We start from the raw sequence: 26,034 nt of genomic DNA on the forward strand, positions 1-26,034 counted from the left end.
CGGTGAACAGGCTCCAACATTGATGATGATACGATGACGAGAAAAATAACCTGGTTAACTGCTCTGGCCTTAGGCATCAGCACCCTGTCGCAGGCCGAAACCGCCACCGCGCCGACCGTGGCGGCCCAGCCGCCGATCGCCGCGGCGGCCGATACGGCGATCGCGCCACCGCCAACCGCCGCGCCGCAGGATCCGAATGCGCCGGTGCGCGACGTGTCGCTGTCGTTTGCGCAGATAGCGCCGCCGCCGGGCACCTTTGTTCTGCGCGGCACCCGGCCGGACGGGCAGATCGAATTCGGCGTGCGCAGCGACGAGGTGGTCTCGCAGGCGATGCTCGATATGGAGTTTACGCCATCGCCGGCGCTGATCCCGGTGGAGTCGCACGTCAAGGTCTACCTGAACGACGAGCTGATGGGCGTGACCACGATCGCCAAGGAGCAGCTGGGCAAGCCCAATCGCATCCAGATGGCGATCGATCCGCGTTATATCACCGATTTTAACCGCGTTCGGCTGGTGTTCGTCGGCCATTATCAAAATATCTGCGAAAACCCGGCCAGCACCTCGCTGTGGCTCGACGTCAGCAAGTCCAGCGCGCTGAAGCTGCGTTTCCAGACGCTGCCGGTGAAAAACGAGCTGTCGCACTTCCCTGAGCCGTTCTTCGACAGCCGCGATAATCGGCCGCTGACGCTGCCGATGGTGTTCGCCGGCCAGCCGGATCTCGCCCAGCAGCGTGCGGCGGGCATTCTGGCGTCCTGGTTCGGCAGCAAGGCGCAGTGGCGCGGGCAATCCTTCCCGACGCTGTACAATGCGCTGCCGACGCAGCACGCGGTGGTGTTCGCCACCAACTCGCAGCGCCCGGATTTCCTGCGCGATTATCCGGCGGTCAACGGCCCGACGGTGGAGATGATCAGCCATCCGGATAATCCGTACGTCAAACTGCTGTTGATTCAGGGGCGTGACGACAACGATTTGATCACCGCGGTGAAGGGCATCGCGCAGGGCAACATCCTGTTCCGCGGCCAGAACGTAACGGTGGACAAGGTGGAACAGCTGGCGCCGCGCCAGCCGTACGACGCGCCGAACTGGGTGCGCACCGATCGGCCGATGACCTTCGCCGAGCTGCAGCAGTACGCCGAGCAGCTGCAAACCAGCGGCATCGAGCCCGGGCCTATTTCGCTGACCATGAACCTGCCGCCGGATCTGTTCCTGATCCGCAGCACCGGCATCGACATGCACCTGAAATACCGTTACACCGCGCCGCGCATTCAGGACGGTTCGCGGCTGAGCGTCAGCCTGAACAACCAGTTCGTGCAGGCTTACTCGCTGGTGCCGGAGCACGAGCAGGGCGCGCAGCTGCTGCGCCTGCCGTTGACGCAGGGGCTGCTCGATTCCGACAAGAACGTCAATATCCCGGCGCTGCGGCTGGGGGCCACCAACCAGCTGCGCTTTGACTTCGACTACACCACGCTGCTGGCCAGCGGCGCGGAAGGGCGCTGTGAAACCTACTCCTTCACGCAAAACCACGCGGTGATCGACGGCGCGTCCACCATCGATTTCTCCGGCTACCGCCACTTTATGGCGATGCCGGATCTGCGCGCCTTCGCCAACGCCGGCTTCCCGTTCAGCCGCCTGGCGGATCTGTCGCAAACGCTGGTGTTGGTGAATCAGAAACCGCAGCCGGCGCAGGTCAGCGCGCTGCTGAACGCGCTGGGCGTGATCGGCGCGCAAACCGGCTACCCGGCGCTGGCCTTCACGCTGAGCGATGACTGGTCGCAGGCCAAGGATCGCGACGACGATATCCTGATGGTCGGCACCATTCCGCCGGAGCTGCGCGACGACAAGAAAATCAGCCTGCTGGTGGACGCGACCCAAAGCTGGGTGAAACAGCCGACGCGGCAGCCGCCGCTGCCCAGCGCGGAAGCACTGGCGGAGGACACCCGGCCGGACAGCAAGACTGCCGTCAGCTCCGAGGGGGCGATGTCTGCGATCATTGGCGTGCAGTCGCCGTTCAACGACCAGCGCAGCATCGTGGCGCTGTTGGCGGACAGCCCGCGCGGCTATGAGCTGTTGAACAATGCCCTGCTGGACAGCGGCAAGCGCGCCGCGGTATTCGGCTCGGTGGCGGTGATCCGCGAATCGGGGGTCAACAGCCTGCGCGTCGGCGATATTTACTATGTCGGCCACCTGCCGTGGTGGGAGCGGCTGTGGTATGCCCTCTCCACCCATCCGGTGCTGCTGGCGGTGATCGCGGTGGTGCTGGTGGTGATCCTGGGGCTGATGCTGTGGCGTGGCCTGAAGGCCTTCAGCCGGCGTCGTCTGGCGCCTGAAGATCGGGATTGACGGCGGTGAACGCCATGCTGCAACGCCTGTCGCTCGGCATGCTGCTGCTGTGCGCCTTCAGCGCCGCGGCGGCCTGCGAGTGGCCGGGCTGGCAACAGTACAAGCAGTTCTACATCAGCCCGCAGGGGCGGGTGATCGATCCGAGCAGCCCGAACAAAATCACCACCTCCGAGGGGCAGAGCTACGGCCTGTTCTTCGCCCTGGTGGCCAATGACCGGCCGACCTTCGATCTGCTGCTGGCCTGGACGGAGAACAACCTGGCGGCGGGCGATCTCAGCGCCCGTTTGCCCGCCTGGCTGTGGGGCGAGAGCGACGACAAACAGTGGAAGGTGCTGGACGCCAACTCGGCGTCGGACGCCGATCTGTGGATCGCCTACAACCTGCTCGAAGCCGGCCGCCTGTGGAAAAGCCGGCGCTATCAAACCCTGGGAACGCTGCTGTTGCAACGCATCGGCCGCGAGGAGGTGGCCGACATTCCCGGCCTGGGCCTGATGCTGCTGCCGGGCAAAGTCGGGTTCGTGACGGACGATCGCTGGCGGCTGAATCCCAGCTACCTGCCGCCGCAGCTGTTGGCGCGTTTTGCGGCGCTGAACGGCCCGTGGCGCGCGATGCGCCAGGTCAATCAACGGCTGTGGCTGGACACCGCGCCGCACGGTTTCTCGCCGGACTGGGTGGTGTGGCAGGTCGGCGCCGGCTGGCAGCCGGATCCCGTCAAGCCGAACGTCGGCAGCTACGACGCCATTCGGGTTTATCTGTGGGCCGGCATGCTGGCGGACGACGATGAATACAAGGCGGCGCTGCTCGAACGTTTTCAGCCGATGGCGCAGCTCACCGCCAAACAGGGCGTGCCGCCGGAGAAAACCGATACCGCCAGCGGCAAAACCACCGGCGGCGGCCCGGTCGGCTTTTCCGCCTCGATGTTGCCGATGTTGGCGACGCAGGCTGAGGCGCTGGCGACACAGCGGCAACGCATCAGCGAACATCCGCCGGGGGACGACGCCTATTTCAGCGCCTCGCTGACGCTGTTCGGTCAGGGGTGGGATCAACAACGTTATCGCTTTAATCGTCAGGGTGAATTGCAACCCTCGTGGGACGGCCAATGCACAACTTCAAAATAAACTGGCTGAATTTGATTCCGCTGAGCCTGGCGATGCTGCCGCAGGCGCGCGCTGCGGAAGCCGTGGCCCCGGAGCAGTGGCTGCTGGAACAGGTGCGCATTGGCGAGGCCGGCAACAAGGACGATCTGGTGCGCCAGTCGCTGTACCGGCTAGAGCTGATGGATCCGAACAACCCGGACGTGATCGCCGCGCGCATGCGTTTGGCGCTGCGGCAGGGCAATATGGCGCTGGCGCAGCAGCAGTTGGACAAGCTAAAAACCCTCGCGCCGCAGTCCAGCGCCTATCGCCAGGCGCAAATGAACATGCTGCTGACGCAGCCGGAAACCCGGCAGAAGCTGCAGCAGGCGCGCCTGATGGCGACCGCCGGCCGGTTGCCGGAGGCCAAGGCGCAGTACGATGCGCTGTTCCACGGCGAGCCGCCGACGCTCGAGCTGGCAGTGGAGTACTGGCGGCTGGTGGCGCGCTTGCCGGGGCAGGAGGCGAAAGCGTTGAAGCAGCTGCAGGCGCTGGATCAGCAATATTCCGGCAACGTGGCGTTGCGCATGTCGCTGGCGCGCATGCTGTTCAGTCAGAACCAGGACGCGCAGGCCTATGAGCTGCTGCAGAAGATCGCCGCCGATCCGGCCGGGCGCGGCGATGCCGCCGATCTGTGGTTGGACAAGGTCAAAGCGATGCCGGTCAGCGCGCAAAGCGTGGCGGCGCTCAACCGTTTCCTCGGCGTGTTCGATACCGGCGATCAGGCGACCAGCGCCCGTGAAGAGCTGGCCAGACAGCAGAAACTGTTGGCCGATCCGGCGTATCAGGCGCGGGTGCGCGGCCTGGCGCAGGTGGATAAAGGCGGCAGCCGGGCGGCCATTCCGGCGTTGCAAAAGGCGCTGGCGGCGACGCCGAACGACGCCGAGGTGCTGGGCGCGCTCGGCCAGGCCTATTCGCGCGCCGGCAACCGCCCACAGGCGTTGAAGCTGTTCCGCCAGGCGCTTGCCGCCGACACGAACGGCTACGACAGCGGCAAGTGGCAAAGCCTGATCAAGAGCACCAGTTACTGGCTGGCGATAGACGAAGGCGACAAGGCGCTGAAGGCCGGCAATCTTGCGCTGGCCAGGCAGAAATACCAGCAGGCGCGCCAGCTCGACGACCGCGACGGCGATGCGTTTATCGGCCTGGGCGATGTGGCGGTGGCGAGCAAGGATGACGCTGCGGCGGAAGGGTTTTATCAGCAGGCGCTGCGGCGCGATCCCGGTAACGGCAGCGCGCTGCGCGGCCTGGTGAATCTCTATCAACGCCAGTCGCCGGAAAAAGCGCTGGCCTACCTCAACGGCCTGCCGCACAGCCAACAGGCCAAGCTGCGCAGCACCCTCGACGGGCTGCGGCTCGATATGTTGAAGCAACAGGCGGAGACGCTGGCGGCGCAGCAGCAGTGGCAGCAGGCGGCGGAAATCTATCGCCGCGCCCAGCCGATGGATCCCGACGACGTTTGGCTGACCTATCGCTATGCGCAGGCGCTGCGTCAGGCCGGCCAGCCGCAGCAGGCGGACGCCTTATTCCGGCAGCTGGCGCAGCGTCAGCGCGCCAATCCGCAGTTGGCCTATGCCTATGCGCTCTACCTTTCCGGCAGCGATCGCGGCGACCAGGCGCTGGCGCAGCTCAATACGCTGCCTGCGGCGCAGTGGAACGACAACATGCGCGAACTGGCGCAGCGGCTAAAAATGCAGGCGGTGATTGCACATGCTGAACGGCTGCGGGCGGCCGGCGACGAACCGGCGGCGGAAGCCTATCTGCGCCGGCAGCCGGCGGACACCCGCATCGATTTGCTGCTGGCCGACTGGGCGCTGGCGCGCGGGGAGTATGCGGCGGCGCTGGGCGACTATCAGCGGGTGAAACGGCGCGAACCGAACAACCCGGATGCGCAGCTGGGCGAGATCGAAGCCTATGTGGCGCAGGGGGATCTGGACGCGGCGCGCCAGCGGCTGAAAACCGAACCGCAGCCGCAAGACGCTTCGCTCAACAGCCAACGGCGGATCGCTAACGCCTGGGGCGCGGTCGGCGATCCGCAGCAGGCCGAAGCTATCTTCGGTCGGCTGAAAACGGCGGCGGCCGCGGAGCCCGTGGGGCAGACCAAGGCGCTGATCTACCGCGACGCCGCCCGTCTGGAACGGGCGCAGCGGCAGCCGGAGCGGGCGCAGCAGGATTACCGCCAGGCGATGGTGGCCGGCGGCATCACGCCGACGCTGCCGCAGGATAATGACGGCTACACCTATTTGACGCGCAATAATCCGAGCGACGACTGGCTGAAACGCGGCATCCGTTCCGAGGCCGCGGATCTGTACCGGCAGCAAGACGTGAACGTCACGCTCGATCACGATTACTGGCGCTCGAGCGGCACCGGCGGTATTTCCGACTTCAATGCGCATGACACCATGCTGCAGGTGGACATGCCGCTGTATGACGGGCGCGCCTTCTTGCGCACCGACACCGTGCAGCTGGATGCCGGCCGCTTCTCGACCGACGGCAGCGGCCACTATTACGAGACCTTCGGCACCTGCAACACGCAAGGATGCCGCGGCGATGAACATCAGAAATCCACCGGCACCAGCGTGGCGGCCGGCTGGAAAAACGATCGTTGGGCCGCCGATATCGGTACGACGCCGATGGGCTTCGAGGTGGTCGACTGGACCGGCGGGCTGGCCTACAACGGCGACTGGAACCACATCGGCTGGACGCTGGCGGCCTCGCGGCGGCCGATCTCCAGCTCGCTGCTGGCGTTCGGCGGCGCCAAGGATCCGAACACCGGCATCACCTGGGGCGGCGTGCGCGCTACCGGCGTCAGCCTGAGCGCCAGCTACGATCGCGGCGAGGCGAACGGCGTGTGGGCCGATCTCAGCGCGCACCAGATTACCGGCAAGAACGTGGCGGATAACCAGCGGCAGCGGTTGATGGCCGGCTACTACTACAAGCTGATCAACGAAGACAATCGCCGCCTGAGCGTCGGGCTCAATACCATGCTGTGGCACTACCAGAAGGATTTGAGCGGCTATTCGCTGGGGCAGGGCGGCTATTACAGCCCGCAGCAATATCTGTCGCTGTCGCTGCCGGTCAACTATCGCCAGCGCACCGAGAACTGGTCGTGGGAGCTGGGCGGTTCGGTTTCGCTCTCCCATTCGAAAACCGACAGCCAGCGCCGCTATCCGCTGCAGGGGCTGATCCCGGATTCGCTGCCCGATAAGTTCGCCGTTGAGGATGGCAGCTCCTCGAGCGGCGTCGGTTATACCCTGCGGGCGATCGTCGAACGCCGTCTCAGTTCGCACTGGACGCTCGGCGCCGGTATCGACATTCAACAGGCGAAGGACTATACGCCGAGCCACGCGTTGATTTATCTGCGCTATTCCCTGGCCGGCTGGCAGGGGGATCTCGATTTGCCGCCGCAGCCGCTGACGCCTTACGCCGACTTCAAGTAGCCGGGAGGGGAAAGATTCGGAGTGTCGGACACCGGGGAGTTTTGTTACCCTGTGTCCGGGTCGCGTTTGTTCGCTTTAGGAAAAGACTGAAACCCGCGATTTTCTTGGTTTTGCCTGCGGCATAGCCAGATAAAAACAGCCGATGATCGAGTATAATCAGCCCGGTTCGAGGGGGCGGGTGAGAGTCAGCCCCCTTTTTTGTTTCAGCCCGATTTCACGGAGAGCAGGTTTGCGGGTCAGGCGTTCGTTAACGATTAAGCAGATGGCGACGGTGTCCGGCGTGGCGCTGGTCACGATCTGCATCTTTATCGTGATCCAGTTATTCCACTTTGTGCAGCAGCGCAGGGATGACTACGCCCAGCAACTGGAGAATATCGCTCAATCCGTGCGCCAGCCGCTGGCGGAAGCGGTGCTGCGCATGGACGTGCCGGAAGCCAAAAAGGTGCTGAACACGCTGTTGCCGGTCGGCATTCTCAGCCGGGCGGATATCGTCTTGCCGAACGAGTTTCAGGCGCTGCACGCCAATTTCCCGCCGGAGCGGCCGGTGCCGACGCTGATCGCCCGGCTTTTTGAGCTGCCGATCCAAATTTCCGTGCCGCTCTATTCGCTGGAGCGGGTGCCGGCCAACCAGCAGCCGCTGGCCTATCTGGTGCTGCAGGCCGATTCGTTCCGCATGTACCAGTTTATCCGCAGCATTTTGTCGACCATGCTGTCGACCTACCTGCTGTTGGCGCTGATCCTGTCGGTGGCCATCACCTGGTGCATGAACCGGTTGATGGTGCATCCGCTGCGCGCGATGGCCAAAGAGCTGGAAAACATCTCGCAGGACGAAGCGCCCTACCACCAGCTGATGCTGCCGACGCTGCACCAGGACGACGAGCTCGGCCTGCTGGTGCGCAACTACAACCGCAATCAACAGACGCTGGCCAAGGCGCATGCCGACATGAGCCGCCTGAGCACCCGCCATCCGGTGACCGAACTGCCGAATCCGGCATTGCTGAACGCGTTGCTGGAACAGCATATCGCCTCCAGCCTGCGCCCCGAGCGTTTTAACCTGCTGGTGATCGGCATCGAGACGCTGCATGAAGCCTCGGGCGTGATGAGCCCGGCGATGCGTGAAGCGCTGCTGTTGGCGCTGGCGAAGAAGCTGCGCGGCTGCATCGACGAAAACGGCGTGCTGGCGCAGCTGAGCAATACCGAATTCGCCATCCTGGCCAAGGGGACCGAGCGGCCGTTCCACGCCATGCAGCTGGCGCGACGCATCATGGCGGAGATCAACGCGCCCTTGACCCTGGAAGGTCTGGCACTGCGGCCCAACGCCAGCATCGGCATCGCGCACTACCTCAATCAGGGGGAAAGTGCGGAACAGCTGCTGCGCAGCGCCACCTCGGCGATGATGTCCGCCCACCGTGAAGGAAAAAATCAGATCCTGTTTTTCGAGCCCAGCCTGACGGAACGCACGCAGAAGCGGCTGACGCAGGAGAGCGAGATTTTGCACGGCATCGAGCAGCGGCATTTTACGCTGTTCCTGCAGCCGCAGATCGACATGCAGTCCAACGAGGTGATCGGCGCCGAAGCGCTGTTACGTTGGCAGCAGTATGACGGCAGCTATACCCTGCCGGCCGACGTTATCCCGCTCGCGGAAGAGCTGGGCGTGATCGTGCCTCTCGGCAACTGGGTGCTGGAAGAGTCCTGCCGCATCCTGGCGGACTGGCAGCAGCGCGGCATTGCGCTGCCGCTGGCGGTCAACGTTTCCGGTATACAGATGCAGCATGAGGCGTTCGTCCCGCATCTGAAAAACCTGCTGGCGCAGTATCGGATAGACCCGCGCAAGCTGCTGCTGGAGATCACCGAGACGGTGCGCATCGACGATCTCGACCGCGCGCTGGCGCTGCTGCGCGAGCTGCACGATCTGGGATTGTCGATCGCGCTTGACGACTTCGGCATGGGCTACTCCAGTCTGGAATACCTGAACCGCTTGAAATCCCTGCCGATCGATTTGATTAAAATCGACCGCAGCTTCATTCAGGGGCTGCCGGCCGACGATGCGATGGTGCGCATCGTCAGTGCGATCTCCGAAGTGCTGGCGTTGCCGGTGATGGCCGAAGGCGTGGAAAACGCCGAGCAGCGCGACTGCCTGCTGCAGCACGGCATTCGCAGCGGGCAAGGATTCCTGTTCGCCCGGCCGCTGCCGCGCGCAGCGTTTGAAGCCGAGTTTTGCCGCGCGGCGCCGTAAGCGCCGCGTTTACCTTTCCGGTACTTTTCCCCGTCCGAAAATCGCTATTTCTCATCTACCTCTTTTGCGTTAGTGCAAACAAAGCATTACGCAATTTTCAGCTTTGCACCCCGACTGACGCGTTTCAGCTCTTAAATTCACATCAACTCCCAGGGGCGGGTGCAACAAATTATTTCCATGTTGTTAAGTGGGTGTTATTTTCCGCGCAAGCAATGAACAGGCTGGATTTTTAGACTGCTGCCTGGTGCGTGTCTTCCCCCCATAGGATGTTCATATGAAAACAACGATCTTTAAGAGCCTCTATTTTCAGGTGCTGACGGCGATCACGCTGGGTATCCTGCTTGGCCATTTCTACCCTGACCTCGGCGCCGAGATGAAACCTCTGGGCGATGGCTTCGTCAAACTGATCAAGATGATTATCGCCCCGGTGATCTTCTGCACCGTGGTGACCGGCATCGCCGGCATGGAAAGTATGAAGGCGGTGGGCCGCACCGGCGCCATCGCGCTGCTGTATTTTGAAATCGTCAGCACCATCGCGCTGATTATCGGCCTGGTGATCGTCAACCTGGTGCAACCGGGCGCCGGCATGAATGTCGATCCCGGCACGCTGGACGCCAAGGCGGTGGCAGTCTACGCCGAGCAGGCGCAGCAGCAGGGCATCATTCCGTTCCTGCTGGACATCATCCCCGGCAGCGTGATCGGCGCGTTCGCCAGCGGCAACATTCTGCAGGTGCTGCTGTTCGCGGTGCTGTTCGGCTTCGCCCTGCATCGCTTGGGTGAAAAGGGGCAGCTGATCTTCAACGTGATCGACAGCTTCTCGCGGGTGATTTTCGGCATCATCAACATGATCATGCGCCTGGCGCCGCTGGGGGCCTTCGGCGCCATGGCGTTTACCATCGGTAAATACGGCGTCGGCACCCTGGTGCAGCTCGGCCAGCTGATCGTGTGCTTCTATATCACCTGTATCCTGTTCGTAGTGGTGGTGTTGGGCAGCATCGCCCGCGCCAACGGCTTCAGCATCTTCAAATTCGTCAACTACATCAAAGAAGAGCTGCTGATCGTGCTGGGGACCTCGTCGTCCGAGTCCGCGCTGCCGCGCATGCTGGATAAAATGGAGAGGCTGGGCTGCAAGAAATCGGTGGTGGGCCTGGTGATCCCGACCGGGTACTCCTTCAATCTAGACGGCACCTCTATTTACCTGACCATGGCCGCGGTGTTTATCGCACAGGCGACCAACACCCACATGGACATCATGCATCAGATTACCCTGCTGGTGGTGTTGCTGCTCTCCTCCAAAGGGGCGGCGGGCGTGACCGGCAGCGGCTTTATCGTGTTGGCCGCCACCATCTCCGCCGTCGGCCACCTGCCGTTGGCCGGCCTGGCGCTGATCCTCGGTATCGACCGCTTCATGTCGGAAGCCCGCGCGCTGACCAACCTGGTGGGCAACGGGGTGGCGACCGTGGTCGTGGCGAAGTGGTGCGGCCAACTGGATGAGAAACAGCTGAAAGCCACGCTGAACAACAAAAACGCCGGCGCGGACAAAACGCTGCCTTCCGCCTGATATTGACGGCGAATCACCGGCCGCAGCCGCGGCCGGTGAGGTTTTCCCCCTGCCTCGTAACGATTTCTTGCATTAAAAACCCCGCTATCTATTATTTTTCACTCTAATGAGTGACATCCGCAAAGGCGCGCGGTCTAACACGATGGTACACTTTCTGCTTTCCGCCCCACTGTGAAACTCAGGGCGTATTTTTATGATTCCATTGAATGGAATACACGCATTTGCATAAGAAATTGGATAGTCATTAAGTAGGGGTTCACATGCAGGGCACCAGAATTCATCTTATAGTTGGTGGGCTGCTATTGGCTGCAGCCAGTAGCAGCGTGCAGGCTGAAGCACTACAACCCGATCCTGCCTGGCAGCAGGGGGCGCTGGCCAACGGGTTTTCATGGCAAATTCTCGATACGCCGCAGCGGCCAAGCGACCGCGTGGAACTGCGGCTGATCGTCAATACCGGCTCTCTGGTGGAGTCTTCGCAACAGACCGGCTTCGCCCAGCTGTTGCCGCGGCTGGCGTTGACGCGCAGTGAAAGCTTTACCGCGCCGCAGCTGCGCGCCCTGTGGCAGCAGAGCGTGGATAACGAGCGGCCGCTGCCGCCGGCTATCATCTCGTATGATTTCACCATGTATAATCTCAGCCTGCCGAATAACCGGCCTGACCTGCTGAAAGAAGCGCTGGCCTGGCTGGCGGACACCACCGGCAAACTGGCGATCGACGAGCATACGGTGCACGCGGTGATGAACTCCACCATCAATCCGGTCGGCACTTTCCCGCCCAATACCCAAGACGTCTGGTGGCGTTACCGCCTGAAAGGCTCGACGCTGCTGGCGCACGATCCGGCGCAGCCGGCGAAACGGCCGGTCAACCTCGAACAGCTGAAGAAATTCTATCAACAGTGGTATACCCCGGATGCCATGACGCTGTTCGTTGTCGGCAAGGTCGACAGCCGCAGCCTGGGCGAGCAGATCAACAAGGCGTTCTCGCCGCTGCAGGGCAAACGTGAAACCCCGGCCCCGATGCCGACGCTGACGCCGCTGCCGCAACAGCCGGTGAGCCTGATCAGCGAGCAGGTGAAACAGGATACGCTGTCGATCATGTGGGATTCGCCGTGGCATCCGATTCGCGATTCGCAGAGCCTGCTCCGTTACTGGCGTGGCGATCTCGCCCGCGAGGCGCTGTTCTGGCATCTCCAGCAGACGCTGGAAAAAAGCGACCAGAAGAGCCTGCATCTGGGCTTTGACTGCCGCGTGCAGTACCAGCGCGGGCAGTGCGCCATCCATCTGGATACGCCGAACAACAACCTGAACGGCAGCCTGGGCTTTATCGCCCGCGAGCTGGCCAACGTGCGTGACAACGGCCTGTCGAAAGAAGAATTCGATGCGCTGCTGGCGCAGAAAAACGATCAGCTGAGCAAGCTGTTCGCGACCTACGCCCGCACCGACACCGATGTGCTGATGAGCCAGCGCCTGCGTTCGCAGCAGAGCGGGGTGGTGGATATCGCGCCGGAACTGTATCAGAAGCTGCGCCAGGAGTTCCTGTCCAGCCTGACGCTGGAGACGCTGAATCAGGCGCTGAAGCTGCAGCTTTCTCAGGAGGCGACGCTGGTGCTGATGCAGCCGAAGGGCGAGCCGGAAATGAGCATGAAGCAGCTGCAGGAAACCTATGACGGCATCATGATGCCTGCGCCGGCGGTGGTGACGGAGGAAGCCAAACCGGCCGACGCCGCGGTGGCTGCACCGGCGACGGACGCCGGCGCGCAGTAATGCCCAACAGGGGGCTCAGGCCCCCTCAGTTGCGGTACAGCACCTTGATGATGTGGTAACCGAACTGTGTTTTGACCGGGCCATAAGGTTTGAGCAGCGGAATGCTGAACACCGCTTTATCGAACGCCGGCACCATCGCGCCCTTGTTGAATTCGCCCAGCGAGCCGCCGTTGCGTTTTGACGGGCAGCTCGAGTATTTGCGCGCCAGCGTGTCGAAGCTGACGCCGCGCTTCAGCTTGGCCAGCAGCTCGTTGGCCAGCTTTTCATTGTCTACCAGAATGTGCAGGGCGCACGCCGTTTTTGCCATGGTATTGCCTTTGTCGATGCGAAAATTGCGCTGATTATACCCGCTAAATCTCATCGGCGCTTTCTGCTACAATTCCCTTCCACGTTTTACAGCCGAGCAAGCCAGCACCATGCGATTAAACCCCAGCCAACAACAAGCCGTCGAATTCGTTACCGGGCCCTGCCTGGTGTTGGCCGGTGCCGGTTCCGGCAAGACGCGCGTTATCACCAACAAGATAGCCCACCTGATCCACCATTGCGGCTATCAGGCGCGGCACATCGCCGCCGTGACCTTTACCAACAAGGCCGCGCGCGAGATGAAAGAGCGCGTGTCGCAAACCCTGGGGCGCAAAGAGGCGCGCGGGCTGATGATTTCCACTTTCCATACCCTGGGGCTGGAGATCATCAAGCGGGAATACGTGGCGTTGGGGATGAAGTCCAACTTCTCGCTGTTCGACGATCAGGATCAGCTGGCGCTGTTGAAAGAGCTGACCGAAAAGTGGCTGGAAAGCGATAAGACGCTGGTGGCGCAGCTCATTTCGACCATCTCCAACTGGAAAAACGACCTGATCGATCCCCAGCGGGCAGCGGCGCTGGCGCGCTCGGAGCGCGACAAGCTGTTCGCCCACTGCTACGGTCTGTACCACGCCCATATGCGGGCGTGCAACGTGCTGGACTTCGATGACCTGATCCTGTTGCCGACGCTGTTGCTGCAACGCAACGAAGAGGTGCGCGAACGCTGGCAGCAGCGCATCCGCTATCTGCTGGTGGATGAGTATCAGGATACCAACACCAGCCAGTACGAGCTGGTGAAGCTGCTGGTGGGCAACCGCGCGCGCTTTACCGTAGTGGGAGACGACGACCAGTCGATCTACTCTTGGCGCGGCGCGCGGCCGCAGAACCTGGTGCTGCTGAAGGAAGATTTCCCGGCGCTGCAGGTGATCAAGCTGGAGCAAAACTACCGTTCCAGCGAGCGCATTCTGAAGGCGGCTAACATTCTGATCGCCAATAACCCGCACGTTTTTGAAAAGCGGCTGTTTTCCGAGCTGGGGTATGGCGAAGAGCTGAAGGTGGTGACCGCCAACAACGAGGATCACGAAGCTGAGCGGGTGGTGGGAGAGTTGATAGCCCACCACTTCGTGAAAAAGACCAACTACGGCGACTATGCGATCCTGTACCGCGGCAACCACCAGTCGCGGGTGTTTGAAAAGATGCTGATGCAGAACCGCATCCCGTACAAGATTTCCGGCGGCACCTCATTCTTCTCGCGCCCAGAGATCAAGGATCTGCTGGCCTACCTGCGCGTGCTGACCAACCCGGAGGACGACAGCGCCTTCCTGCGCATCGTCAATACCCCTAAGCGCGAGATCGGCCCGGCGACGCTGCAGAAGCTCGGGGAGTGGGCCAACCAGCGCAACAAGAGTTTATTCCACGCCAGTTTCGATCTGGGGCTGAGCCAGCACTTAACCGGACGCGGGCTGGAATCGTTGCAGCGTTTCACCCACTGGCTGGGCGGCATCGCCCAGCAGGCGGAACGTGAGCCGGTGGCGGCGGTGCGCGATCTGATCCGCGGCGTGGATTATGAGAGCTGGCTGTTTGAAACCTCGACCAGCCCGAAGGCCGCCGAAATGCGAATGAAGAACGTCAATACGCTGTTCGGCTGGATGACGGAGATGCTGGAAGGCAGCGATCTGGACGAGCCGATGACGCTGACCCAGGTGGTGACGCGCTTCACCCTGCGCGACATGATGGAACGCGGTGAAAGCGAAGAAGAGCTGGATCAGGTACAGCTGATGACGCTGCACGCCTCCAAGGGGCTGGAGTTCCCCTACGTGTTCCTGGTGGGCATGGAAGAGGGCCTGCTGCCGCACCAGAGCAGCATCGATGAAGACAATGTCGATGAAGAGCGGCGTCTGGCCTATGTGGGGATCACCCGCGCGCAAAAAGAGCTGATTTTCACCCTGTGCCGCGAGCGCCGTCAGTATGGTGAGCTGGTGCGGCCGGAGCCGAGCCGCTTCTTGCTGGAGCTGCCGCAGGACGATTTGGCATGGGAAACCGAGCGCAAAGTGGTGAGCCCGCAGGAGCGGATGCAGAAAGGGCAGAGCCATCTAGCCAATATCCGCGCCCAGCTGGCCAAGGCCAAAGGCGGGAATTAAAAAGACAGGGCTAGATTACTGACAAAGGAGGAAAAGCGTGGTTTTTCCTCCTTTGTGGTTATCAGCCGAAAATCAATGAATTGATTTTCCTTATTTTTTATATGCTGTCTTATGTAAACTTGGCAATGTCATCAGGTTTGCCATTAACCTCAGGCGTGAATCGCGCCCTGGTCATTTCAACGCTGTTCTTCCAACCGCAGCGTCCAGTGGACGTAGCTCTGCCAGTGGCTTTCCTGCTCCAGCGCCTCGGCGCGCAGCGGATGCTGTTCCAGCCAACCCGGCGGCAAGATCACCGTCAGTTCATCGTCCTGATTGGCGCGCAACCGCACCGCCGGCAGCGTGTCATCGCGGCGGCGGCTGGCGAAGATGATCGCCAGGCGCAAAATGCGGCACAGACGCTGCGCAGTGCGCGGCGGCAGGGCGTTTTGCTGGTTCAACAGCGACAGGTCGAGGGGGTTGCTCTGGTTTTGCAGCAGGGTGGCCAGCAGTTTTTTCTGCGCCGGGGTAAAGCCGGGTAAGTCCAGGTGGCGGATCAGGTAGGCGGCGTGTTGCGGCGCCTGCTTGAAATCGACGCTGAGGCCGAGTTCGTGGATCAGACTGGCGCTGTGCAACAGCTCGCGACATCGCGCATCCAGCTGCCACTCGTTGGCGACCTGCTGCGAGAAGTTGGCGGCGAGTTGGCTGACGCGTTCGGCCTGCTCGGTGTCGATCAGGTAGCGGCGCTGCAGGTTGCGGATGGTGCGGATGCGAATATCCTGCTCCACCGGCAGATGCAGCATGCCGTAAACCAGGCCTTCACGCAGCGCCCCGCCGGCCAGCATCATGCTCTCGATGCCCAGTTCCTGGAATATGGCCAACAGAATGGACAGGCCGCTCGGGAACACCAGCGCGCGCTCCAGTGTCAACCCTTCGATCTCCAGCTCTTCCAGCTTGCCGCACTGAATGGCGCGCTGTTTCAGCTGGCGCAGCTTGGGCAGGGTGATGCGCTCATCCATGCCTTGCGCCACCATGATCTCCTGCAGCGCCTGTACGGTGCCGGAAGCGCCGACGCAGATCTGCCAACCTTGCTGGCGCAGCTGCGGTGCGATCGGGCGCACCATTTCGCGCGCGGCCTGTTCGGCGCGCTCGAAGTTTTCTTGCCCGAGGTTGCGATCGCTGAAGTAGCGCTCCAGCCAGGTGACGCAGCCCATCGACAGGCTATACAGCTGCGATGCTTGTGCGCCGGTGCCGGTGACCAGTTCGGTGCTGCCGCCGCCGATGTCGACGACCAGCCGCCGATCCGGCCCGCCGGTGGTGTGCGCGACACCGTGATAAATCAGCCGTGCTTCTTCTTCGCCGCTGATCACCTGTACCGGGCAGCCGAGGATTTGCTCGGCGGCCTGCAGGAACTCATCGGCGTTGGACGCCAGGCGCAGCGTGGCGGTGGCGACGACGCGGATCTGCTCGCGCGGAATGTCCTGCAGGCGTTCGGAGAACAGCCGCAGGCACTGCCAGCCGCGTTGCATGGCCTCATGCGACAGGTGATTGTTCTGATCCAGCCCGGCCGCCAGGCGCACCTTGCGCTTGATCCGCGCCAGGGTCTGAATGCTGCCGGCCACCTCGCGCACCACCAACATGTGGAAGCTGTTGGAGCCGAGATCGATGGCAGCATAAAGCGTGCTGGAGCTGAGCATGGCGATCAGCTCGAGCGTTTACGGTTGTTGCGCGGCGCGCCGCCGCGACGAGGCGCGGAGTTGCGACGTGGGCCGTTGCCGCCGCGCGGGCGCGACAGGCGTTTCGGCGCCGGCAGATCGGTCAGCAGCGCATCGCTATTGTACTTGCTTACCGGAATGCTGTGGTCGATATAGGTCTCGATCGCCGGCAGGTTGAGCGCGTACTCTTCACACGCCAGGCTGATGGAGTGGCCGCTGGCGCCTGCGCGGCCGGTACGGCCGATGCGGTGCACGTAGTCTTCGCAATCGTCAGGCAGATCGTAGTTGAAGACGTGGGTGACGGCAGGAATGTGCAGACCGCGCGCGGCGACGTCGGTGGCGACCAGGATGTCGAGGTTGCCTTTAGTGAAGTCGTCAAGGATGCGCAGGCGTTTTTTCTGCGCCACGTCACCGGTCAGCAGGCCCACGCGGTGACCATCGGCGGCCAGATGGCCCCAGATGTCTTCGCAGCGGTGCTTGGTGTTGGCGAAGATGATGGCGCGATCCGGCCACTCTTCTTCGATCAGCGTCTGCAGCAGACGCATTTTTTCTTCGTTGGACGGGTAGAACAGCTCTTCTTTAATGCGGTGGCCGGTTTTCTGTTCCGGTTCCACTTCAACATATTCGGCGTTGTTCATCTGCTCGAAGGCCAGCTCGCGTACGCGATAGGACAGGGTGGCGGAGAACAGCATGTTCAGGCGTTGATCGGCCGCAGGCATGCGGCGAAACAGCCAACGGATGTCTTTGATAAAGCCGAGATCGTACATGCGATCGGCTTCATCCAGCACGACAACCTGCATCGCGCCGAGATCGACATAGTTTTGCTTGGTGTAATCGATTAAACGGCCGGTGGTGCCAATCAGAATGTCCACGCCGCTTTCCAGCACTTTCAGCTGTTTGTCGTAGCCGTCGCCGCCGTAGGCCAGGCCCAGTTTCAGGCCGGTGCTCTGGGAGAGCGCTTCTGCGTCGGAGTGGATTTGCACCGCCAGTTCACGCGTAGGCGCCATGATCAAGGCGCGCGGCTGATTGGTCTGGCGATCCTGTTTCGCCGGGTGAGTCAGCAAATAGTGAAAAGTAGACGCCAAAAACGCCAGCGTCTTTCCGGTACCGGTTTGCGCCTGACCTGCAACGTCACGCCCGGAGAGCGTGAGCGGCAATGCTAACGCCTGGATGGGCGTGCAATTGTGAAACCCTTTTTTCTCAAGGGCTTCAAGGACTAACGGGTGCAGGGCGAAGTCGGAAAACTTCTGTTCAGTCAAGTGTGTTTTGCTCATAGTGTGGTAGAATATCAGCTAACTATTGCTTTACGAAAGCACATCCGTTGAAATAAACGCGGTGCAATAAAATCACCTTGAGTTGGTTAATGCTACACCAACAAGGTAGACATAATCCTGTGGAGTAGAACATGAGCGATAAAATTATTCACCTGACTGACAGCAGCTTCGACGCTGACGTGCTGAAAGCGGAAGGGCCGATCCTGGTCGATTTCTGGGCTGAATGGTGTGGGCCGTGCAAGATGATTGCTCCGATTCTGGATGAGATTGCCGAAGAGTTCGAAGGCAAACTGACCATCACCAAGCTGAATATCGATCAGAACCCGGCTACCGCGCCCAAGTACGGTATCCGTGGCATCCCTACGCTGTTGCTGTTCAAGAACGGTGAAGTGGCCGCGACCAAGGTTGGCGCGTTGTCCAAAGGTCAGCTCAAAGATTTCCTGAACGCGAATCTGTAATCGGGCGGGAAGCCCAGTATCAGGCGCCTGGCGGTGATGTTCAATTCACCGCTAGACGCCTGCCAAGAAGCGTGTTAAGTTTAACCACACTGCATATAGAACTTGCCCGAAGTTTTAAATCTAAAGAGTTTGAATCTAAAGCTATACTCTGTGTCGAATCACTGGCGTTGAAAGTAAACTGAACTCAGCCCGTGTTTTGGCAATCAAACGGTTTTGCAAAAATCATTTTTAAGGTACCTTCGATCTTCAACCGTCAATGCGTGCGCCCGATGTAAGCCATTTCTTACCGCGACGGCTCTGCGCCCGGTGATCGAACGTCCAGTAAACAGGCACGCATCTCGCTGCCATACCATTCACGATACAAGTTCGAGACATACCCCGAGTTTAAGAACCCACCACTATGAATCTTACCGAATTAAAGAATACGCCGGTTTCTGAGCTGATTACTCTCGGCGAAAATATGGGGCTGGAAAACCTTGCCCGCATGCGCAAGCAGGACATTATCTTCTCCATTCTGAAGCAACATGCGAAAAGCGGAGAAGATATCTTCGGCGACGGCGTGCTCGAGATATTGCAGGATGGATTCGGTTTCCTCCGCTCTGGAGACAGTTCCTACCTCGCCGGTCCCGACGACATCTACGTATCCCCTAGCCAAATCCGCCGCTTCAACCTCCGCACAGGTGACACCATTTCCGGTAAGATTCGCCCGCCAAAAGAAGGCGAGCGCTATTTTGCCCTGTTGAAAGTCAACGAAGTCAACTACGACAAGCCGGAAAACGCCCGCAGCAAGATCCTGTTCGAGAACCTGACGCCGCTGCACGCCAATTCCCGTCTGCGGATGGAACGCGGCAATGGTTCGACCGAAGACCTGACGGCGCGCGTACTGGATCTGGCGGCACCGATTGGCCGTGGCCAGCGCGGCCTGATCGTGGCGCCGCCGAAAGCCGGTAAAACCATGCTGCTGCAGAACATTGCGCAGAGCATCGCCTACAACCATCCAGACTGCGTGCTGATGGTGCTGCTGATCGACGAACGTCCGGAAGAAGTGACCGAGATGCAGCGTCTGGTGAAAGGCGAAGTGATCGCATCGACCTTCGACGAGCCGGCTTCGCGCCACGTGCAAGTGGCCGAAATGGTGATCGAGAAGGCCAAGCGTCTGGTTGAACACAAGAAAGACGTGATCATTCTGCTCGACTCCATCACCCGTCTGGCGCGTGCCTACAACACCGTGGTACCGGCTTCCGGCAAGGTGCTGACCGGTGGTGTGGACGCCAACGCGCTGCATCGTCCGAAGCGTTTCTTCGGTGCGGCGCGTAACGTGGAAGAGGGCGGCAGCCTGACCATCATCGCGACCGCGCTGGTCGATACCGGTTCGAAGATGGACGAAGTGATCTACGAAGAATTCAAAGGTACCGGCAACATGGAATTGCACCTGGCGCGTAAAATCGCCGAGAAGCGCGTATTCCCTGCGATCGATTACAACCGCTCCGGTACCCGTAAAGAAGAGCTGCTCACCACTTCCGAAGAGCTGCAAAAAATGTGGATCCTGCGCAAAATCATTCACCCGATGGGTGAGATTGACGCGATGGAGTTCCTCATTAATAAGTTGGCGATGACTAAAACCAACGATGAATTCTTCGATATGATGAAACGCTCATAATTCGTTAAAAAATTCGCTGAACGCCACGCCTAGTCGTGGCGTTTTTCGCTTTTGGCGGATACGATAAGTAGCAGTAATGGAAAAGTAAGTTGTTTCCTCGACTTATTGAGAATTCATCTTGTTTGTCGGTCGGCTCGGTGCCGATCGGCTTTGCTGCTGTCGTTTTGTCAGCCGATGCGAAGAAAATAGGCATGAATCACCGTTGTCATAGGAAATGACCGAAAGGTGGCGGGGGTCGATGGCACAAGCTATTGCCCGTGGTAAGCTGCCTTATCTTCTACAGAGATCTGTTAACTGTGAACTTACTCACTATGAGTACTGAAATTCTATTTGTTTTCCTGTTTTCTTTGGCTTTTCTCTTTGTTGCCCGCAAGGCGGCAAAACGTATTGGTCTGGTAGATAAACCCAATTATCGCAAACGCCATCAGGGGCTGATTCCACTGGTCGGCGGTATTTCCGTTTATGCCGGATTGTGCTTCGCGTTTTGGATTTCCGAACAACCTATCGCGCACGCCAAGCTTTATCTTACCTGCGCCGGCATTCTGGTGTTTGTGGGCGCGCTCGACGATCGTTTCGACATCAGCGTTAAAATCCGCGCCCTGGTGCAGGCGTTGGTCGGCATCGCCATGATGGTGTTCGCCGGTCTGTATCTGCGCAGCTTCGGCCATGTACTGGGCGACTGGGAGATGTTGCTGGGGCCGTTCGGCTATCTGGTGACGCTGTTTGCGGTATGGGCGGCGATCAACGCCTTCAACATGGTCGACGGCATTGATGGCCTGCTGGGTGGGCTGTCGTGCGTCTCCTTCGGCGCGCTGGGTCTGTTGCTGTACCTGAGCGGCCACCATGAGATGGCGTTCTGGTGCTTTGCGATGATCGCCACCATCGTTCCCTATATTTTGCTCAACCTCGGCATTCTCGGCCGCCGTTATAAGGTGTTCATGGGGGACGCCGGCAGTACCCTGATCGGCTTTACCGCCATTTGGCTGCTGCTGCAAAGCTCGCAGGGCAAGGCACACTCGATTAATCCGGTGACCGCACTGTGGATCATCGCTATTCCTCTGATGGACATGATAGCAATCATGTATCGTCGTTTACGCAAGGGGATGAGCCCCTTCTCTCCCGATCGTCAACATATTCACCACCTGATCATGCGAGCCGGCTTTACGCCGCGGCAGGCTTTTGTGTTGATTACCCTGGCGGCCGCATTGCTGGCGGCGGTTGGCGTGATCGGCGAACGCCTGACTTTTATCCCAGAGTGGGTTATGTTGGCATTATTCTTGCTTGCTTTCTTCCTGTACGGTTACTGCATCAAGCGCGCCTGGCGGGTTGCGCGGTACATTAAGCGTATCAAGCGTCGCCTGCGGCGTTCGAGCGATAACAAGCAAGTATCTTAACCAGAGGCTTTTTGGCTGTGATGAATCCAGAAACAACGTCTGACAAGCATACCCCGGCGGTGGATAACGAACTCGATATCCGCGGCCTGTGCTGCACCCTGTGGCGCGGCAAACCGTGGATTATCGGCATTGCGGTGCTGTTCGCGGCGGTCGCGCTGATCGTCTCTTATCTGGTAAAGCAAGAATGGAGCGCGACCGCAATCACCGACAAACCCACGGTGAATGCGCTGGGCGGTTACTACTCCCAGCAGCAGTTCCTGCGCAATCTGGATGTGCGCACGCTGCCGGCGACGGCCGGCGATCAGCCGAGCATCGCGGACGAAGCCTACAATGAGTTCATCATGCAGCTGGCGGCTTACGATACGCGTCGCGATTTCTGGCTGCAGAGCGATTACTACAAGCAACGTCAGGAAGGGGATGCCCGCGCGGATGCGGCGCTGCTCGACGAGCTGATCAACAACATCCTGTTCACGCCGCGCGACGACAAGAAAGTGCCGAACGACGGCGTGAAGCTGACGGCGGAAACTGCCGCGGACGCCAACCGCCTGCTGCGTCAATACGTGGCCTTCGCCAGCCACCGCGCTGCCCTGCACCTGAACGAAGAGATCCAGGGGGCGTGGGCCGCTCGCACTACCTCAATGAAGGCGCAGGTCAAGCGGCAGGAAGCGGTGGCGGATTCGGTTTACAAGCGCGAGCTGAACACCACGCAGCAGGCGCTGAAAATCGCCGAAAGCCAGGGGATCAGCCGCGCGCAGACCGACACCCCGGCCGAGCAACTGCCGGATTCGGATCTGTTCCTGCTGGGCCGGCCAATGCTGCAGGCGCGTCTGGAAGGCCTGCAGGCCTCCGGCCCGACCTATGACCTGGATTACGATCAGAACCGTGCGATGCTGGCGACGCTGAACGTTGGCCCGACGTTGGATGAGAAGTTCCAGACCTATCGTTATTTGCGCACGCCGGAAGAGCCGGTAAAACGCGACAGCCCGCGCCGGGTATTCTGGCTGATTCTGTGGGGCGCGATGGGCGCTTTGGTTGGCGCGGGCGTTGCCTTGGCGCGTCGGCCATCGAATTAACCTTAGATTTAACTTACCGATGGGCGCTTAGTGCGCTCGGTTCGCAGGTCCGCCTGCGCTTAACTGACCAAAAAGAGATTCTCTGTGAAAGTGTTGACTGTTTTCGGCACCAGACCTGAAGCCATTAAAATGGCGCCGCTGGTACATGCTTTGGCTCAGGATGAGGCCTTTGACGCAAGGGTCTGTGTAACGGCGCAGCATCGTGAGATGTTGGATCAGGTATTGCGGTTGTTTGAGATTACGCCGGATTACGACCTGAACATCATGAAACCCGGCCAGGGGCTAACGGAAATCACCTGTCGTATCCTGGAAGGGCTGAAAGGAGTGCTGGAAGACTTCAAACCGGACGTGGTGCTGGTGCACGGCGATACCACCACTACGCTGGCGACCAGTCTGGCTGCATTCTATCAACGCATCCCCGTCGGGCATGTTGAGGCCGGATTGCGTACTGGCGATTTGTATTCCCCTTGGCCGGAAGAGGCCAACCGAACTCTGACGGGGCATTTGGCGAAATTCCACTTCGCGCCGACCGAGAATTCACGTCAAAACCTGCTGAGAGAAACACTGCCGGATAATCAGATTTTCGTGACCGGCAATACGGTAATCGACGCGCTGTTTTGGGTGCGCGATCGGGTAATTAGCGATGCCGCGCTGCGGGCTGGCCTGGCGCAGCGTTATCCGTTCCTCGATGCCAACAAGAAGCTGATCCTGGTCACCGGTCACCGCCGGGAAAGCTTCGGCGGCGGCTTTGAGCGAATTTGCAGCGCGCTGGCGGAGATTGCCCGCAATCACCCGGAAGTACAGGTGGTGTATCCGGTGCATCTCAATCCGAACGTCAGCGAGCCGGTGAATCGCATTTTGAAAGGCATCGATAACATCATGCTGATCGAACCGCAGGATTATTTGCCGTTTATTTATCTCATGACTCAAGCGCATCTGATCCTGACCGATTCCGGCGGCATTCAGGAAGAGGCACCGTCGTTAGGTAAACCGGTGCTGGTGATGCGCGACACCACCGAGCGTCCGGAGGCGGTGGATGCAGGCACGGTGCGCCTGGTGGGTACCGATGTGGCCAAAATTGTTGATGCGGTAACTCAGTTGTTGATGGACGAAAGCGAATATCAAACCATGAGTCGGGCGCATAACCCATATGGTGACGGACATGCCTGCCAGCGTATCCTTGAAGCTTTAAAGAATCATCAGGTGACACTATGAGCTTTGACACTATTTCTGTCATTGGTCTGGGGTATATCGGCTTGCCGACGGCGGCGGCGTTCGCCTCTCGCAAGAAAAAAGTTGTAGGTGTTGATGTTAACCAACATGCGGTAGATACCATTAACCGTGGTGCGATCCACATCGTCGAGCCGGATCTGGATAAAGTGGTCAAGGGCGCCGTCGACGGCGGTTTCCTGCGGGCGGTGACCAAACCGCTGGCGGCCGATGCGTTCCTGATCGCGGTGCCTACGCCGTTCAAGGGCGATCACGAGCCGGATCTGGCCTATGTCGAAGCGGCGGCGAAATCGCTGGCGCCGGTGCTGAAAAAAGGCGATCTGGTGATCCTGGAGTCCACCTCGCCGGTGGGCGCCACCGAACAGATGGCGGAATGGTTGGCTGAAACGCGCAGCGATCTCAGCTTCCCGCAGCAAGCGGGCGAAGCGGCGGACGTGAATATCGCCTACTGTCCGGAGCGCGTGCTGCCGGGGCAGGTGATGGTGGAGCTGATTAAAAATGACCGCGTGATCGGCGGCATGACGCCGAAGTGCTCGGAACGAGCCAGCGCGCTGTACAAGATTTTCCTCGAGGGCGAATGCGTGCTGACTAATGCGCGTACTGCCGAGATGTGCAAGCTGACGGAAAACAGCTTCCGCGACGTGAACATCGCCTTTGCCAATGAACTGTCACTGATTTGCGCCGAGCAGGGAATCAACGTCTGGGAACTGATCCGCCTGGCGAACCGTCATCCGCGGGTGAATATTCTGCAGCCGGGTCCGGGCGTCGGCGGTCACTGCATTGCCGTCGATCCGTGGTTTATCGTGGCACAGAATCCGCAGCAGGCGCGTCTGATCCACACCGCACGCCTGGTGAACGACGGCAAACCGCTGTGGGTGGTCGACCGCGTGAAAACGGCGGTAGCTGACTGTCTGGCCGCGACTAACAAGCGTGCGTCCGAGTTGAGAATTGCCTGCTTCGGCCTGGCCTTTAAACCGAATATCGACGATTTGCGTGAAAGCCCGGCGGTGGAAGTTGCCCATTTGATTGCGGATTGGCATTCGGGGGAAACACTGGTCGTGGAACCTAACGTCGAACACCTGCCGGCATGTCTGGTGGGGCATGTGGCGTTGAAAACGATTGCCGAGGCGTTGCAGCAGGCCGATGTGATCGTGATGTTGGTCGATCACCAGCAGTTCAAGGCTATCCGGCCGGAAGAGATCAAGCAAAGCTGGGTGGTGGATACTAAGGGAGTCTGGCGTTGAAACGTATTTTAGTTACCGGTGGTGCCGGTTTCATTGGCTCCGCGGTTGTGCGGCACATCATCGAGGCCACCGGCGATAGCGTGGTGGTGGTGGATAAGCTGACCTATGCCGGTAACCTCGAGTCGCTGGCGGTGGTGGCCGAGAGCGAGCGCTATGCTTTCGAGCAGGTTGACATCTGCGATCGTGCCGAGCTGGATCGGGTATTTGCCCAGTATCAGCCGGACGTGGTGATGCACCTGGCGGCGGAAAGCCACGTCGATCGCTCTATCGACGGCCCGGCGGCCTTTATCGAGACCAACGTGGTGGGCACTTACACCATGCTGGAAGCGGCGCGCCATTACTGGCAGCCGTTGGCTGCAGAGAAGAAGCAGGCTTTCCGTTTCCATCATATCTCCACCGACGAAGTGTACGGCGACCTGCATGGCACCGACGATCTATTCACCGAAACCACGCCGTATGCGCCGAGCAGTCCGTATTCCGCCTCCAAGGCGTCGAGCGATCATCTGGTGCGCGCCTGGTTGCGCACCTACGGTTTGCCGATCCTCGTGACCAACTGCTCGAACAACTACGGCCCTTATCACTTCCCGGAGAAGCTGATTCCGTTGGTGATCCTGAATGCGGTAGCCGGCAAACCGCTGCCGGTATACGGCAACGGCGCGCAGGTGCGTGACTGGCTGTATGTCGAAGATCACGCGCGCGCGCTCTATCAGGTCGTGACCGAAGGCGTGGTAGGCGAAACTTACAATATCGGCGGCCATAACGAGCGCAAGAATATCGAAGTGGTGCAGACCATTTGCGATCTGCTGGAAGAACTGGCGCCGAACAAGCCGCAGGGCGTGGCGAACTACCGCGATCTGATCACTTACGTGAAGGATCGCCCGGGTCACGATATGCGTTACGCCATCGACGCCGGCAAAATCGATCGTGAGTTGGGCTGGCGGCCGCAGGAAACCTTCGAAAGCGGCCTTCGCAAAACCGTGGTTTGGTACCTGAACAACGAAACCTGGTGGCGCCGGGTGCAAGACGGTTCTTATGCCGGCGAGCGTTTGGGGCTGTCAGATTAATTTAACGCCGTGTCGCTCTGCGGCTGCGCGGC

Annotated in this window: 17 protein-coding genes; 14 read left to right on the forward strand and 3 right to left on the reverse strand. The window is 60.4% G+C overall.

Annotation, left to right across the window (positions count from 1 at the left end; all coding sequences use genetic code 11):
- Positions 1-33 precede the first annotated feature (33 nt).
- The 6 genes from bcsB (at position 34) to ACJ8IN_RS17350 (ending at position 12,473) form a co-directional block, all read left to right on the forward strand.
- Positions 34-2,340 (forward strand): cellulose biosynthesis cyclic di-GMP-binding regulatory protein BcsB, encoded by a 2,307-nt coding sequence (gene bcsB, locus ACJ8IN_RS17325; protein ID WP_047569844.1) that lies wholly within the window; start codon positions 34-36, stop codon positions 2,338-2,340.
- Positions 2,341-2,345: 5 nt separating this feature from the next.
- Complete coding sequence (bcsZ, locus tag ACJ8IN_RS17330) at positions 2,346-3,458, forward strand: cellulose synthase complex periplasmic endoglucanase BcsZ (RefSeq protein ID WP_060427093.1); 1,113 nt, start codon at positions 2,346-2,348, stop codon at positions 3,456-3,458.
- Positions 3,440-6,913 carry a cellulose synthase complex outer membrane protein BcsC gene (bcsC, locus tag ACJ8IN_RS17335; RefSeq protein ID WP_308325337.1) on the forward strand — a complete coding sequence of 1,158 codons (3,474 nt, stop codon included), beginning with the start codon at positions 3,440-3,442 and terminating at the stop codon, positions 6,911-6,913. Before bcsZ ends, bcsC begins: the two co-directional genes overlap by 19 nt.
- A 229-nt stretch (positions 6,914-7,142) precedes the next feature.
- The gene (gene hmsP / locus ACJ8IN_RS17340; RefSeq protein ID WP_033636621.1) at positions 7,143-9,149 is read left to right on the forward strand and encodes a biofilm formation regulator HmsP; all 2,007 of its coding nucleotides are present in this window, start codon (positions 7,143-7,145) and stop codon (positions 9,147-9,149) included.
- A gap of 274 nt (positions 9,150-9,423) precedes the next feature.
- A complete protein-coding gene (locus tag ACJ8IN_RS17345; RefSeq protein ID WP_033636623.1) occupies positions 9,424-10,710 on the forward strand; it encodes a dicarboxylate/amino acid:cation symporter in 1,287 nt (428 codons plus the stop codon).
- Positions 10,711-10,970: 260 nt separating this feature from the next.
- Positions 10,971-12,473, forward strand: coding sequence for a M16 family metallopeptidase (locus ACJ8IN_RS17350; protein WP_033636624.1), 1,503 nt, complete (start codon positions 10,971-10,973; stop codon positions 12,471-12,473).
- A gap of 25 nt (positions 12,474-12,498) precedes the next feature.
- On the opposite strand, the gene ppiC is transcribed toward ACJ8IN_RS17350, so the two are convergent.
- Positions 12,499-12,780 carry a peptidylprolyl isomerase PpiC gene (ppiC, locus tag ACJ8IN_RS17355; RefSeq protein ID WP_004934175.1) on the reverse strand — a complete coding sequence of 94 codons (282 nt, stop codon included), beginning with the start codon at positions 12,778-12,780 and terminating at the stop codon, positions 12,499-12,501.
- A 109-nt stretch (positions 12,781-12,889) separates the two neighbouring features.
- Between ppiC and rep the strand changes: the two genes are divergently transcribed.
- The gene (gene rep / locus ACJ8IN_RS17360) at positions 12,890-14,914 is read left to right on the forward strand and encodes a DNA helicase Rep (protein WP_033654001.1); all 2,025 of its coding nucleotides are present in this window, start codon (positions 12,890-12,892) and stop codon (positions 14,912-14,914) included.
- Positions 14,915-15,090: 176 nt separating this feature from the next.
- Here rep and ppx read toward each other — a convergent pair whose 3' ends face one another.
- Together ppx and rhlB are read right to left on the reverse strand one after the other, a co-directional pair.
- A complete protein-coding gene (gene ppx / locus ACJ8IN_RS17365; RefSeq protein WP_033636627.1) occupies positions 15,091-16,587 on the reverse strand; it encodes an exopolyphosphatase in 1,497 nt (498 codons plus the stop codon).
- A gap of 5 nt (positions 16,588-16,592) precedes the next feature.
- Complete coding sequence (gene rhlB / locus ACJ8IN_RS17370; protein ID WP_004934183.1) at positions 16,593-17,879, reverse strand: ATP-dependent RNA helicase RhlB; 1,287 nt, start codon at positions 17,877-17,879, stop codon at positions 16,593-16,595.
- Positions 17,880-18,010: 131 nt separating this feature from the next.
- Here rhlB and trxA point away from each other — a divergent pair, with 131 nt between their 5' ends.
- The 7 genes from trxA (at position 18,011) to rffG (ending at position 26,002) form a co-directional block, all read left to right on the forward strand.
- Positions 18,011-18,337, forward strand: a complete 327-nt coding sequence (gene trxA / locus ACJ8IN_RS17375; protein ID WP_033636629.1) for a thioredoxin TrxA — start codon at positions 18,011-18,013, stop codon at positions 18,335-18,337.
- A gap of 400 nt (positions 18,338-18,737) precedes the next feature.
- The gene (rho, locus tag ACJ8IN_RS17380; RefSeq protein ID WP_004934188.1) at positions 18,738-19,997 is read left to right on the forward strand and encodes a transcription termination factor Rho; all 1,260 of its coding nucleotides are present in this window, start codon (positions 18,738-18,740) and stop codon (positions 19,995-19,997) included.
- A gap of 296 nt (positions 19,998-20,293) precedes the next feature.
- Positions 20,294-21,391 (forward strand): UDP-N-acetylglucosamine--undecaprenyl-phosphate N-acetylglucosaminephosphotransferase, encoded by a 1,098-nt coding sequence (wecA, locus tag ACJ8IN_RS17385; RefSeq protein WP_049233749.1) that lies wholly within the window; start codon positions 20,294-20,296, stop codon positions 21,389-21,391.
- Positions 21,392-21,411: 20 nt separating this feature from the next.
- Positions 21,412-22,464: an ECA polysaccharide chain length modulation protein gene (gene wzzE, locus ACJ8IN_RS17390; protein WP_060424183.1), complete on the forward strand. Its 1,053-nt coding sequence runs from the start codon at positions 21,412-21,414 to the stop codon at positions 22,462-22,464.
- An 84-nt stretch (positions 22,465-22,548) separates the two neighbouring features.
- Positions 22,549-23,679 carry a non-hydrolyzing UDP-N-acetylglucosamine 2-epimerase gene (wecB, locus tag ACJ8IN_RS17395; protein WP_060424185.1) on the forward strand — a complete coding sequence of 377 codons (1,131 nt, stop codon included), beginning with the start codon at positions 22,549-22,551 and terminating at the stop codon, positions 23,677-23,679.
- Positions 23,676-24,938 carry a UDP-N-acetyl-D-mannosamine dehydrogenase gene (wecC, locus tag ACJ8IN_RS17400; protein ID WP_033654004.1) on the forward strand — a complete coding sequence of 421 codons (1,263 nt, stop codon included), beginning with the start codon at positions 23,676-23,678 and terminating at the stop codon, positions 24,936-24,938. The genes wecB and wecC overlap by 4 nt, the downstream gene beginning before the upstream one ends.
- Positions 24,935-26,002: a dTDP-glucose 4,6-dehydratase gene (gene rffG, locus ACJ8IN_RS17405; protein ID WP_060424187.1), complete on the forward strand. Its 1,068-nt coding sequence runs from the start codon at positions 24,935-24,937 to the stop codon at positions 26,000-26,002. Before wecC ends, rffG begins: the two co-directional genes overlap by 4 nt.
- Positions 26,003-26,034 lie beyond the last annotated feature (32 nt).

This window comes from Serratia sp. CY31944, assembly GCF_052169175.1.
Taxonomy (GTDB): domain Bacteria; phylum Pseudomonadota; class Gammaproteobacteria; order Enterobacterales; family Enterobacteriaceae; genus Serratia; species Serratia sarumanii.

What these genes read in the sequence shown, in the direction of transcription:
- ppiC (WP_004934175.1), bottom strand. Translation starts at nt 12,780, where the DNA reads ATGGCAAAAACGGCGTGCGCCCTGCACATTCTGGTAGACAATGAAAAG.
- ACJ8IN_RS17345 (WP_033636623.1), top strand. Translation starts at nt 9,424, where the DNA reads ATGAAAACAACGATCTTTAAGAGCCTCTATTTTCAGGTGCTGACGGCG.
- rhlB (WP_004934183.1), bottom strand. Translation starts at nt 17,879, where the DNA reads ATGAGCAAAACACACTTGACTGAACAGAAGTTTTCCGACTTCGCCCTG.
- wzzE (WP_060424183.1), top strand. Translation starts at nt 21,412, where the DNA reads ATGAATCCAGAAACAACGTCTGACAAGCATACCCCGGCGGTGGATAAC.
- wecC (WP_033654004.1), top strand. Translation starts at nt 23,676, where the DNA reads ATGAGCTTTGACACTATTTCTGTCATTGGTCTGGGGTATATCGGCTTG.
- bcsC (WP_308325337.1), top strand. Translation starts at nt 3,440, where the DNA reads ATGCACAACTTCAAAATAAACTGGCTGAATTTGATTCCGCTGAGCCTG.
- ACJ8IN_RS17350 (WP_033636624.1), top strand. Translation starts at nt 10,971, where the DNA reads ATGCAGGGCACCAGAATTCATCTTATAGTTGGTGGGCTGCTATTGGCT.
- rho (WP_004934188.1), top strand. Translation starts at nt 18,738, where the DNA reads ATGAATCTTACCGAATTAAAGAATACGCCGGTTTCTGAGCTGATTACT.
- trxA (WP_033636629.1), top strand. Translation starts at nt 18,011, where the DNA reads ATGAGCGATAAAATTATTCACCTGACTGACAGCAGCTTCGACGCTGAC.
- bcsB (WP_047569844.1), top strand. Translation starts at nt 34, where the DNA reads ATGACGAGAAAAATAACCTGGTTAACTGCTCTGGCCTTAGGCATCAGC.
- ppx (WP_033636627.1), bottom strand. Translation starts at nt 16,587, where the DNA reads ATGCTCAGCTCCAGCACGCTTTATGCTGCCATCGATCTCGGCTCCAAC.
- rep (WP_033654001.1), top strand. Translation starts at nt 12,890, where the DNA reads ATGCGATTAAACCCCAGCCAACAACAAGCCGTCGAATTCGTTACCGGG.